General features: G+C 75.5%; 10 protein-coding genes. 4 read left to right on the top strand and 6 right to left on the bottom strand.

Annotated elements, in window-relative coordinates:
• A partial coding sequence (locus tag EDJALFJO_RS34065; RefSeq protein ID WP_369812498.1) for a LysM peptidoglycan-binding domain-containing protein occupies positions 1-438 on the top strand: 438 nt, incomplete at its 5' end.
• Complete coding sequence (locus EDJALFJO_RS06240) at positions 435-1,199, top strand: Rv3235 family protein (protein WP_088283293.1); 765 nt, start codon at positions 435-437, stop codon at positions 1,197-1,199. The genes EDJALFJO_RS34065 and EDJALFJO_RS06240, both read left to right, overlap by 4 nt.
• Before the next feature lie 53 nt (positions 1,200-1,252).
• On the opposite strand, the gene EDJALFJO_RS06235 is transcribed toward EDJALFJO_RS06240, so the two are convergent.
• Positions 1,253-1,666, bottom strand: coding sequence for a hypothetical protein (locus tag EDJALFJO_RS06235; RefSeq protein WP_088283291.1), 414 nt, complete (start codon positions 1,664-1,666; stop codon positions 1,253-1,255).
• A gap of 328 nt (positions 1,667-1,994) precedes the next feature.
• Positions 1,995-4,697 carry a preprotein translocase subunit SecA gene (secA, locus tag EDJALFJO_RS06230; RefSeq protein ID WP_088283289.1) on the bottom strand — a complete coding sequence of 901 codons (2,703 nt, stop codon included), beginning with the start codon at positions 4,695-4,697 and terminating at the stop codon, positions 1,995-1,997.
• Positions 4,698-4,973: 276 nt separating this feature from the next.
• Here secA and EDJALFJO_RS06225 point away from each other — a divergent pair, with 276 nt between their 5' ends.
• On the top strand, positions 4,974-6,152 hold the full coding sequence (locus tag EDJALFJO_RS06225; RefSeq protein WP_158220308.1) for a GNAT family N-acetyltransferase: 1,179 nt from the start codon (positions 4,974-4,976) through the stop codon (positions 6,150-6,152).
• Positions 6,149-6,718: a GNAT family N-acetyltransferase gene (locus tag EDJALFJO_RS06220; RefSeq protein ID WP_088283285.1), complete on the top strand. Its 570-nt coding sequence runs from the start codon at positions 6,149-6,151 to the stop codon at positions 6,716-6,718. Before EDJALFJO_RS06225 ends, EDJALFJO_RS06220 begins: the two co-directional genes overlap by 4 nt.
• 21 nt (positions 6,719-6,739) lie before the next feature.
• Here EDJALFJO_RS06220 and EDJALFJO_RS06215 read toward each other — a convergent pair whose 3' ends face one another.
• From EDJALFJO_RS06215 to EDJALFJO_RS06200, 4 genes are all read right to left on the bottom strand, one after another.
• Positions 6,740-8,011, bottom strand: coding sequence for a winged helix-turn-helix domain-containing protein (locus EDJALFJO_RS06215; RefSeq protein ID WP_233149708.1), 1,272 nt, complete (start codon positions 8,009-8,011; stop codon positions 6,740-6,742).
• Positions 8,012-8,154: 143 nt separating this feature from the next.
• Positions 8,155-8,823 carry a ribosome hibernation-promoting factor, HPF/YfiA family gene (gene hpf, locus EDJALFJO_RS06210; RefSeq protein ID WP_088283283.1) on the bottom strand — a complete coding sequence of 223 codons (669 nt, stop codon included), beginning with the start codon at positions 8,821-8,823 and terminating at the stop codon, positions 8,155-8,157.
• Complete coding sequence (locus tag EDJALFJO_RS06205) at positions 8,811-9,653, bottom strand: ComF family protein (RefSeq protein ID WP_088283281.1); 843 nt, start codon at positions 9,651-9,653, stop codon at positions 8,811-8,813. The genes hpf and EDJALFJO_RS06205 overlap by 13 nt, the downstream gene beginning before the upstream one ends.
• A gap of 114 nt (positions 9,654-9,767) precedes the next feature.
• Positions 9,768-11,765 (bottom strand): LpqB family beta-propeller domain-containing protein, encoded by a 1,998-nt coding sequence (locus tag EDJALFJO_RS06200; RefSeq protein WP_088283279.1) that lies wholly within the window; start codon positions 11,763-11,765, stop codon positions 9,768-9,770.
• Positions 11,766-11,832 lie beyond the last annotated feature (67 nt).

Raw genomic sequence — 11,832 nt, 5'->3', positions numbered from 1 at the left:
GCGGCGCGGGCGGCCGCGGGGTCGGCGGCAGGGGCGACGGCGTCGCTCGACCCCGGCTGGGTGCCGGCCGCACCCGCGCCCGTCGTCCGGGCCCGGCCGCCGGTCGTGATGCCCGGGCCGGACCTGCGCCCGCGGCACGCCGCCCGCTCCGAGGTCGTCGTCCGCGCCGGCGACACCCTGTGGGCGATCGTCGAGCGTCACCTGGGGCCGCACGCGACCGCGGCCGAGGTGGCGGCCGAGTGGCCGCAGTGGCACGCGACGAACCGGGCGGTCCTCGGGGACGACCCCGACCGGCTGCTGCCCGGGCAGGTGCTGCAGCCCCCCGGAGCCGCCGCGCGCGACCGGGTCCGGCCGCCGGGCGGGCCGGGTGCGTCGACCACCGGCACCCCGACCGGCGCGGCGGCACCGGCCGCCGCAGGCACGGCAGGTGCCCGATGACCGCGCAGCCCGTCGAGGCGGACCTCGTCGGTCACGAGCCCGTTCCGGCCGGCCGGGTCGAGGTCCCGGCGCGCCCCCGGCTGCGGCTGCTTCCCGCGCCGGTCAACGAGCCGGCGCTGCCTGCGCTCGCCGTCGTCACGACGCACGCCCCGGCGGCCGGTATCGCCCCGTCCGCTGCCGCCGTCCCGGCGCCGGACCCGACCGCCCAGCCGCTCGCCGGCACGGTCACCCAGCCGACGGAACGCGCCCGGACCGTCCTGGTGCCCCCGGCCGGCGGCGCCCCGGCTGCCGCGGCACCCGCGCGCGCCGGGCGGCGGCGGGTGCCCCGCCGGGCCACGCCCCCGACGCCGCTCGTCGTGCCCGACGACGAGGACGGGCGGACCCGGGCCGAGCAGGCCACCCCGACGGTCGACCTCCCGGACCCGGGCCGCTGGGCGGGCCAGTTCGTCCAGGCCGCGACCGAGGTCGCGGTGGGGCTGCGGCCCGCGGTGCAGCTGGTCCGGTGGACGACCGAGGACGTCTACACCCGGCTCGCGCGGCGCGGCGAGGTCGCGACCCGGGCCCGGCGGGCGGGCCGGCTCGGGAGCGCGCAGGGCCCGGCGGGGCGGCCGCGGGTGCGGTCGGTGCGCACGTGCGAGCTCCGCGACGGGATCGTCGAGGCGAGCGCCGTCGTCGGCGACGCGGAGCGGACCCGGGCGGTGGCGCTGCGGCTGGAAGGGCTCGACGGGCGGTGGCGGGTGACCGTCCTCGAGCTGGGCTGAGAAGGGCGCCGTCCGGCCCGGACAAGGTCGGTCGGCGCGGGACGGCCCGCTCGTCAGCCGCGCAGCGCCAGCACGTCCCGGCGCATGGTGCGGAACTGCTCGGCGCCGTACTCCCGCTCCATGACGTCGAGGGTGTCGAGGAGGACCCGGCGCCCCTCGGGGTCGATGCGCCCGGTGAGCCGCAGCAGCGTGAAGCAGCCGCCGAGCACGACCGCCGCGAGGTCCATCGCGCCGGCGTGGGCCTCCATGACGAGCGCCTCGACGTCGTCGGTGAACGCGGAGAGCACGTCGCGGTAGGTGCTGGCCGCGGTGAGGTCCTCCGGGCCGTGGACCCAGTCAGCGAGCATGTCGGCCCCCTCGTCGCTGCCGAACGGGGCGAGCTCGTCCGCGAGGTCGTCGTAGAGCGGGTCCGTGAAGTGCGCGGCGAAAGCAGGCGCCTTGGGGTAGGCGGCGGTCACGTCGTCCATCGGGTCCTCATCGCTGGGGCCGGGCGTCGGCCCGGTCGGTGCCGGTCACCCTAGGGACCGGCACCGACAGGACCTCCGCGACACGATCATCGAGACGTCTGCGGCACGACCTCGGACGGCACGAGCTCTCCGGCCGTCGGGGCGTGCAGCCGTGGGTGGATGGATCCAGGTGCTCGCGCACCCGCGTTCGTGCACCCATCGCTGCACGCTCGTTGCGGGCGTCCCGCCGGGACGCCCGTGAAGGCATGGGTGCATCGATGCGGACGCCCCGGCGCCCGCGCCCGTGCACCCATGGGTGCACGGGCACCGGTGGTGCCGGTGGCTCCGGTCAGCGCTTCTTGCGGTTGGCGCGCCGCTCGGCGCGGTTGCTCTTGTCGGACGCCGGGCGGGCCGGTTCGCCGCCCTCGCCCCGGACCTCGACGCCGTCCTCGGAGTCGACGCTCGGGGCGCTGTACTGGAGCTGGGCGGGGGCCTGCGGCGTGACGAGGCCCTTCGCGACGAGCACCGGGGCCTCGTCGGCCTCCTCGGCGGCCGGCTCCACCTGGACCTCGACGTTGAAGATGTAGCCGACCGACTCCTCCTTGATGGCGTCGGTCATCGCCTGGAACAGCAGGAAGCCCTCGCGCTGGTACTCCACGAGCGGGTCGCGCTGGGCCATGGCGCGCAGGCCGATGCCCTCCTGGAGGTAGTCCATCTCGTAGAGGTGCTCGCGCCACTTGCGGTCCAGGACCGACAGCACGACGCGGCGCTCGAGCTCGCGCATGAGCTCCGGGCCGATCGCCTCCTCGCGCTTGTCGTAGGCGACGTGCGCGTCCGACGTCAGCTCGGTGACGAGCATCGCCTGGGTCACGGCCTCACGGCCGCCGGCCTCCGCGACGACGTCCTCGACGGTGATGCCGACCGGGTACAGCGTCTTGAGCGCCGACCACAGCTGGTCGAGGTCCCAGTCGTCGCCGAAGCCCTCGCCGGTCGCGTTGACGACGTAGTCCTTGATGACGTCGTCGATGAAGTGCCGGATCTGCTCCTGCAGGTCGGCGCCCTCGAGCACCTGGCGGCGCTCGCCGTAGATGACCTCGCGCTGCCGGTTGAGGACGTCGTCGTACTTGAGGACGTTCTTGCGGATCTCGAAGTTGCGGCCCTCGACCTGGCTCTGCGCGCTGGCGATCGCCCGGGTCACCATCCGGTGCTCGATGGGCAGGTCGTCGGGGATCTTCGCCGCGTTGAGGAAGCTCTCGACCATGCCGGAGTTGAACAGCCGCATGAGGTCGTCGGTGAGCGAGAGGTAGAACCGGCTCTCGCCCGGGTCGCCCTGGCGGCCGGACCGGCCGCGGAGCTGGTTGTCGATCCGGCGCGACTCGTGGCGCTCGGTGCCGAGCACGTAGAGCCCGCCGAGCTCGACGACCTCGTCGTGCTCGGCCGCGACGGCCTCCTGCGCGGCCTTGAGGACGTCCGGCCAGGCGGCCTCGTACTCCTCGGCGTGCTCCTGCGGGTCGAGCCCGCGCTCCCGCATCTCTTCCACGGCCATGAACTCGGCGTTGCCGCCGAGCATGATGTCGGTGCCGCGGCCGGCCATGTTCGTCGCGACGGTCACGGCGTTCTTGCGGCCCGCCTGGGCGACGATCGACGCCTCCCGCGCGTGCTGCTTCGCGTTGAGCACCTCATGGCGGACGCCGCGCTCGACGAGCTGCTTCGACAGGTACTCGCTCTTCTCGACGCTCGTCGTGCCGACGAGGACGGGCTGGCCCTCCCCGTGACGCTCGGCGATGTCCTCGACGACGGCGTCGAACTTCGCGACCTCGTTCTTGTAGATGAGGTCCTGCTCGTCCTTGCGCTGCATCGGGCGGTTCGTCGGGATCGGCACGACGCCGAGCTTGTAGATGCTCATGAGCTCGGCGGCCTCGGTCTGGGCCGTACCGGTCATCCCGGAGAGCTTGTCGTACATGCGGAAGTAGTTCTGGAGGGTGATCGTCGCGAGCGTCTGGTTCTCGCTCTGGATCTCGACGCCCTCCTTGGCCTCGATGGCCTGGTGCATGCCCTCGTTGTAGCGGCGGCCCGCGAGCAGCCGGCCGGTGTGCTCGTCGACGATGAGGACCTCGCCGTCGATGACGACGTAGTCCTTGTCGAGCTTGAAGAGCTCCTTGGCCTTGATGGCGTTGTTGAGGAACCCGACGAGCGGGGTGTTCACGCTCTCGTAGAGGTTCTCGATGCCGAGGTAGTCCTCGACGCGCGCGATGCCGGACTCCAGGACGCCGACGGTGCGCTTCTTCTCGTCGACCTCGTAGTCGACGTCGATCTTCAGGCGCGTCGCGATCTTCGCGAACTCGGTGTACCACTTCGTCGGCTGGTCGGCCGGGCCGGAGATGATGAGCGGCGTCCGGGCCTCGTCGATGAGGATCGAGTCGACCTCGTCGACGATGGCGAAGGCGTGACCGCGCTGGACGAGGTCCGCCGAGGACCACGCCATGTTGTCGCGCAGGTAGTCGAAGCCGAACTCGTTGTTCGTGCCGTACGTGATGTCGGCCGCGTACTGGACGCGCCGCTCGTCGGGGCGCATCGAGGACATGATGCAGCCGACCGACAGACCGAGGAACCGGTGCACGCGGCCCATGAGCTCGGACTGGTACGACGCGAGGTAGTCGTTGACCGTGATGACGTGGACGCCCTTGCCGGTGAGGGCGTTGAGGTAGGCCGGGAGCGTCGCGACGAGGGTCTTGCCCTCACCGGTCTTCATCTCGGCGATGTTGCCCAGGTGCAGCGCCGCACCGCCCATGAGCTGGACGTCGAAGTGCCGCTGGCCGAGGGTCCGCCGGGCCGCCTCGCGGACGACGGCGAACGCCTCCGGGAGCAGGTCGTCGAGCGTCTCGCCCTTGGCGAGGCGTTCCTTGAAGCGGTCCGTCTCCTCGCGCAGCTCCGCGTCGGTGAGCGACACGAAGTCGTCCTCGAGCGCGTTGACCTGCGTCGCGAGACCCTTCAGCTTCTTGACGATCCGGCCCTCACCGGCCCGCAGAAGCTTCTCGACGATCTTGACCACGCGACTTCTCCCAGTCTTCGCCCGGCTGGCGTACCGGAGCCGGCTTGCGGACGGCACCGGCGGCACCGTCCGACGGGCACGACGAACGACGGCACCAGAAGGTGCCCTGCACAGCCATGGTAGTCAGCCCGCGCCCCTGCTCGGCGCACACGCCGCCGGGCCGCCGGACCCGCCCGCCGGCGTCCGGTGCCGGCGCCGCGCCGGATGATCGCGACACGCCGGACGAGGTGCCCCAAAGCCGTTGCCGCCCGCCCCACCAGGCGCAAGGCTCACGGCATGGACCTCCCGCCCTGGGCGCCGACCCTCTCCGACGGGGTCGTCACGCTGCGGGCGCACCGTCCGGACGACGTCCCCGCCGTCGTCGCGGCGTGCCGGGACCCGCAGACGGTCCGGTGGACGACGGTCCCGCAGCCCTACGGCGACCGGCACGGCGAGCAGTACGTCGCGACCCGCCGCGAGGAGTGGGACGCGCGGCGCTCGCTGACCTTCGCCGTCGAGGACGCGGACGGCTCCTACGCGGGCGCGATCGACCTGCGCCCCGACGGCGCGACCCCCTCGGGCGCGGAGGTCGGCTACGCGTTCGCCGCCGCCGCCCGCGGCCAGGGCATGGCGAGCCGGGCGCTGCGTCTGGTCTGCGCGTGGGGCTTCGCCGAGGCCGGGATCGAGGTCGTCCAGTGGCGGGCCGCGGCCGGCAACTGGGCGAGCCGCCGGGTCGCGTGGGCGGCCGGCTTCCGGATGGAGGGGCTCGTCCGCGGGCTGCTCACGGTGCGGGAGGAGGGCGCGGACGGCTGGACGACGCACCGCGCCGACGCCTGGGTCGGGTCGCTGCGCCGCGGCGAGCCGATGACCCCCGCGCACGCCTGGCTGGCCGCGCCGGTCCTCGCGGACGGCACCGTGCGGCTGCGGCCGCACCGCCAGGACGACGCCGCGCGGATGGTCGAGGCCTGCTCGGACGCCGCCACCCAGGCCTGGCTGCCCGACCTGCCCGCGCGCTACTCCGAGGTCAACGCGCTGGCCCACCTCGAGGAGATCAGGACGCACCACGCGGACGGCGTCGCGCTCTACTGGGCGTTCACGGCCCCCGGCAGGGACACCCTCGCCGGCGAGGTCGGGCTCTTCGGGCTCTCCCCCGTCGGTGCGACGCACTCGGTGGAGATCGGCTACTGGACCCACCCGGACTCGCGGCGGCTCGGGCTCACGACGGCGGCCGTGCGGCTCGCCGTCCGGCACGCCCTCCTGCCCCAGGACGTCGGTGGCCTCGGGGCCCGCCGTGCACTCGTCCGGGCCGCCGACGGTAACGTCGCCTCCCAGCGGGTCGCCGAGAAGGCCGGCCTGCGACCGTGCGGACGAGACCGGGAGGTCGAGCTCCTGCGCGACGGCCGGGTCTGCGACCTGCTCCGCTACGACCTTGTCGCGAGCGAGCAGACCCTCGACGAGGAGGCGGTCGCCGGATGAGGCCGGTCGTCGCGCGCAAGCACCCGCGCATCGAGCTCGTCGACGGGCTCGAGCTGCGCGGCTGGCGGCAGGACGACGCGGCCCCGTTCCTCATCGCGCAGCGCGACCCGCTCGTCGCGCGGTACGCCGGCTTCCTGCTCGCCGACCGGGCCGACGCCCTGCAGACGGTCCAGCGGTACGCCGCCGCCTACGCCGACGGCGACGGTGTCGCCTGGGCGGTCAGCGCGCACGGCGGCGACCTGCTCGGCTCCCTGCGGTTCGCGCTCCACGACAGCGGCCTCGGCTGCGGCAGCGTCGGCTACTGGCTCGCCCCCGAGGTCCGCGGCCGCGGCGTCGCGTCGACGGCGCTCCTGCTCGGCACCCGCTTCGTCCTCGAACGGCTCGGGTGGCACCGCATCGAGCTGAGCCACGCGGTGGAGAACGAACGGTCGTGCGCCGTCGCCCGGCGGGCCGGCTACCGCGCCGAGGGCGTGCTGCGCGACGGCATGCGGTACCCCGTCGACGACCGGTGGTCCGACGAGCACCTGCACGCCCGGCTCGTCACCGACCCGGACCCGCTCGGCTGACGGCGCGGCCGCGCCGCCCGGTCAGGACGCCGCGGCCACCGCGACGGCGAGGGTGACGGCGAGGTCGCCCCGCGGCTCGACGAGCACGCCGGACAGCCCGAGCCACTGCGCCATGAGCACGAGCTCGTCGGCGAGCGCCTCGGCGACGTCGCCGTGCCCGTCCGAACCGGGCCCGACGTGCGCCTCCGCCCACGCGGCGCGGACGACGAGCAGCCCGCCGCCGGGGGCGAGCCGGTCGGCCTTGAGGTCGACCCGGGCGACGAGCCGCTCCCCGAGGAGGAAGGGCAGCACGTAGTAGCCGTGCACGCGCTGGGCGGCGGGGGTGTAGATCTCGATGCGGTAGCGGAAGTCGAAGAGCTCCTCGGTGCGCCGCCGCTCCCACACGAGCGAGTCGAACGGTGTGAGCAGCGCGCGGGCCTCGACCCGCCGCGGGAGCCGGGCCTCGCGGTGCAGGTACGCCGGCCGGTTCCAGCCGCGGACCTCGACCGGCAGCAGGACGCCGTCCTCGACGAGCTCGGCGACCGCGGCGCGCGCGGGGGCGGGCTTGAGCCGGAAGTAGTCCCGCAGGCACGGCTCCGTCGCGACGCCGTGCGCGCGGGCGGCGATGGCGACGAGCTCGCGGTGCGCGGCGGCCGGGTCCGGGTCGGGCGCGGCCGCGACGAGCGGCGGCAGCACCCGCTCGGGGAGGTCGTAGAGGCGCTCGAACTGGCTCGTCCGGGCGGCCGAGGACAGCCGCCCGCTCCAGAAGAGGAACTCGACGCACCGCTTGGTGTCCGACCAGTTCCAGCCCCAGTGCGTCTTCTCCCGGGGCCGGTCCTGCCCGAGGGAGCGCTCGATCTCCTTCGCGGTCAGCGGACCGCGCGCGTCGACCTCGGCGAGGACGGCGTCGAGCAGGGCCGCCCGCTCACGGGCCGTGCGGACCATGCCGCCCCAGGCGTCCTCGTGCGCGTTGGCCATCCGGAACCGCAGCAGCCGCTGCGTGGACGGCGGCACGAACGACGCCTCGTGCGCCCAGTACTCGACGAGCCGGCGCGGCGTGGTGCCGCACGCGCGGTCGAGCAGGGCGCGCGGGTAGGCCCCGAGCCGGCTGAACACCGGCACGTAGTGGCTGCGCGACAGGACGTTCACCGAGTCGATCTGGAGCACGCCCACGGTGTCGACCACCCGCTGGACGTGCCGCATCGTCAACGGGCCGGTCGGGCGGGGCGTCGCGAAGCCCTGGGCCGCCAGGGCCACCCGGCGGGCCTGCGGGATGCTCAGCCGGGCGACCTGGCGCTGCGTGATCGATGGCACGCGGGCGATGCTGCCACGTGCCGCCGACAACCGGGGACGCCCGGGTGCGGCGCGGCCGCCGGTGCCCGGGTCACCGGGCTCCGGCGGCCGCGCCGCCCTGTGTCAGGACCGGTCCTGGAGAACCGGTGCGCTGCTGCGGGACCTCAGTGCGTGGCCGTCGCGGGGACCACGGGTGCGGCCTCCTCGGCGGGCGCCGTCACGGTGAGGCGGAGCAGGCCGTAGTTCCAGCCCCGGCGGCGGTAGACGACGCTCGGGAGCATCGTGCCGGCGTCCACGAAGAGGAAGAAGTCGTGGCCGACCAGCTCCATCTCGTAGAGCGCCTGGTCGATCGTCATCGGCACCGCGGTGTGGTCCTTGGTGCGGATGACGATGGGGCTCTCGCCCGCGGCGTCCAGGTCGTCCTCGAGGACGTGCCCGTTCATCGCGGCCTCGAGCTCGGCGCTCGCGGTCGCCGCGGCACCGGCCGCCACGCCGTTGGTCCGCAGCGACGGGGGCGTCTGCCGCCCGTAGTGCACCTTGCGCTTGTCCTTGGAGCGGCGCAGCCGCTCCAGGAGCTTGTCCATCGCGAGGTCGAGGGCGGCGTACGGCTCCTCCGCCGAGGCCTCCGCCCGGATGACCGGGCCCTTCGCGCGGACGGTGATCTCGACGGTCTCCTTCACCTGGGACTGGCGCGGGTTGCGCTCGTGGGACAGTTCGACGTCGACCCGGTGGGCCCGGGGAGCCAGCTGCCCGATCTTCTCGAGCTTCTCGGTCGCGAGCCTGCGGAAGCGCTCCGAGACCTCGGTGTGCCGGCCGGTGATCACGATCTCCACGACGTGTGCCTCCTGTCGATCGGTGATGCCTCACGGGCGCCTGCGCCGACGTCTGGGTCGGCGGCGTCCGCTAGGACCTTCCCCCGTCCCAACGCTAGTCCTCCCGCGTCAGTGCCGACAGAGGCCGGGAGTGTGCGACGCAGCGGCGTGACGGACACGCAGGCCACACCCTCGACCACGGCGCCCGCCTGCGCGAGCGCACACGCCGCCGCACGCAGCGTGGCGCCCGTCGTGAGCACGTCGTCGACGAGCACGACGGGCGGACCGGCCGCGACGAGGGCGCGCGCCCGGGCACGGACGACGAAGGCGCCGTCCACGTTGCGCGCACGCTCCGTCGCCGACAGCCCGGACTGGTCGTCCACCCTCCGGGCGAGGGCGAGCGCGGGGAGCACGCGCGCCGGCACGCCCTCGGCCCGCAGCGTCCGCGCCGCCTGCAGCGCGAGCCGCCGGACGCCGTCCGCGCCCCGCCGTCTGCGGGCGGCGCGCGACGACGGGACCGGGACGAGCACCCGACCCGCCGCGGCGCCCGGCGGGAGCACGCCGACGGCTCCCGCGAGCGCGGCGCCTAGCACCGGCTCGAGGTCGTGCCGGCCGCGCTCCTTCCACGCGTTGACCAGGGTCGGGAGCACGCCCGTGTACGGCGCGCGACCGGCGGCGGGCGGGGCGTGCGGCCAGCCCGGGACCGCGACGAGCGCGGCCCTGCCCTCGAGCGGTGCCCGGCAGCGCGGGCACAGCGCGGTGCCGGGAACGTCGCACCCCGCGCACCGCGGCGGGGCGGCGAGGGCGAGCAGGCCGTCGGCGAGGGCCAGGAGACGGGCGGCTGCGGTCATGGCCCGAGCCTGCCGTCTGCCACCCCCGCTCCGTGCGTCCCGCGGCCGCCGCTGTGGACGGCGGGACGGACGGCGCCGCTGTGGACGGGTCGGGGCCGGCCGGCCGGCCGGGTCTCAGCCCGGGAAGGCGGGCCGGAACACCCCGGCCCGCGACCGCTCCCAGGACCCGGTCTGCCGGTAGTGGAACAGGTCGCCCTTCGCGGTCCCGACGTACACGTCGTCCGCGGTGTCGCCGACCGCGAGCGTCGGCGCGACCTCGGGCGCGAGCCGCTCCCAGACCGCGGCGCTCGTGACCTGCTTGCCGTCCGCGCCGGTGAGGATGGCCCCGAGGTCCGCCGTCCCGGTCGTGCCGCGCGGCGACGGGTCACCGCCGACGTCGACCGTCCACGGCTGCACGAGCAGCCGCTTGTCGGTCCGGCGCCGGCTGCCGAGGACGGTGACCCGCCCGGCGCCGGACCACGCCACGTCGGCGGCCCGCACGAGGTCGGGCAGCAGCCGGACCGGCCCGCCGAGCGAGACCGGCTCGCCGGACTGCCGGCGCCGGACCCCGCACAGCAGCAGCCGGCTCGCCCGGCGGCCGTCGGCGGCGACGTCGTCGACGACGAGCACCGCACGGGCACCCTCCCGGCTGACCCGCAGCGCGACGACCTGCCCGGACCGCAGCCACGGCGCCGCGACATCGACCCGGCGCACCCGGCCGCTGACGAGGATCGCCGCCACGACGGAGCCCGCGGGCCGGCGAGGACTCGCCCAGACCCATCCGCTGCTGTCGAACGACGGGGACGTGAGGTCGGCGGCGGCGACGACGTCGAGCGGCGGCGTCGTCCCCTCGGCGACCTTCAGGGTGCGGACGCTCTGGTCCTTGCCCGTGACGACGAGCGCGTACGTGCGCGGGGCGTCGGTGTAGGACATCGCCGGTCGCGCACCGCCGGCGAGCTGGAGACCGGCGACGGGCCGGGGCGGGGTGCTGCCCTGGCCGAGCAGGATGCGGGCCTTGGCGTCGACCGCGACGAACGTCGCGCCGACGAGGGCCTGGTCCGCCGTCCGCGGCAGCGATGCCGCGCCCGGGGTCTGGCCCGCCCCGCCGGCGCCGGGCAGGAGCTGGCCGTCGACGCTGATCTCGACCTTCGTCACGACGGCGGTGCCGTTCGCCTCCGACATCGACCGGAAGAGCTGCTCGCGCAGCAGCGCCTGGGCCTGCTCGTCGAGCGCGAGGGCCGACTCGTCGAGGTCCACGGTCGCCACGCCGGCGACCGGCGGGGGCACGGACGACACCCGCAGCCGCAGCGGCCCCGGCGTCCGCGGCACGGTCACCGCACCGGCGAGCCACCCGGACGGCCCGTCGAGCAGGGCCGTCACCACCTGGGTCTGCGTCGCGCCGACCCGCTCCCGCAGGTAGCGGACGTCGGGGACGAGCCAGCGGCCGGAGGGGTCCGGGAAGTACAGCGCGGTCGGGGCGTGCCCGGACGACGTGTCGAACTGGCTCAGCGAGACGGGCAGGCCGTCGACGAGGCGGTCGATACGCCACTCGCCCTCCCGGACGACGAGACCGTAGGCGAGCCGGCGGACCTGCGCCGGCAGCGGCGAGAGCCGCCCGACCCGGTCGAGCGTCGCCACGACGCCGTCGAGCCGGACGGCGACCTCGGCCCGGTCGCCGTCGCGCGGCCGGGGGGCGGCGCTCGGTGTCGCCCGCGCCTGGCCCGTCGGCGGGTCGTCGGGGGCGGCCCCGGGACCGCGTACGAGAGCGACCTCGGACGTCGTGTAGAGGACGACCTCCCCGTCCGGGTCCCAGCGGACGTTCTCGGCGAGGAAGGCGCGGGCCGTCGTGATGTCCGACGAGCCGATCGCCGCGGCCCGCAGGAAGCCGTCGACGATCGCGTCCGGGGTCGAGCCCGGGCGCGGCGGCAGCGGGATGGCCCGCCCGAGGTCCTCGACGGCGAGGTCCGTGCTCGTCGCGATCGGGCCCTCGGTCGGGATCCGGGCGCACCCGGCGAGCGCCGCACCCGCCGCGAGCAGGCCGGTGAGCGCGGCCCGGCGGCCGAGGACGACGTCCCCCGGCCGTCCCGCGGGACGGCTCTCACGACGACGGGCGGCGGCCCCCGGGTCAGCCACGGGCCCCGTCCCGGCTCTGCGGCGCGGCCGGGGGGTCGACGGGGGCCGCCGCCCGTCGTCGTGAGAG

It is taken from the genome of Kineosporia sp. A_224 (assembly GCF_002198655.1).
Lineage (GTDB): Bacteria > Actinomycetota > Actinomycetes > Actinomycetales > Kineosporiaceae > R-H-3.
The sequence above is the reverse complement of the archived record's forward strand: the minus strand, read 5'-3'. Positions and strand labels throughout refer to the sequence as shown.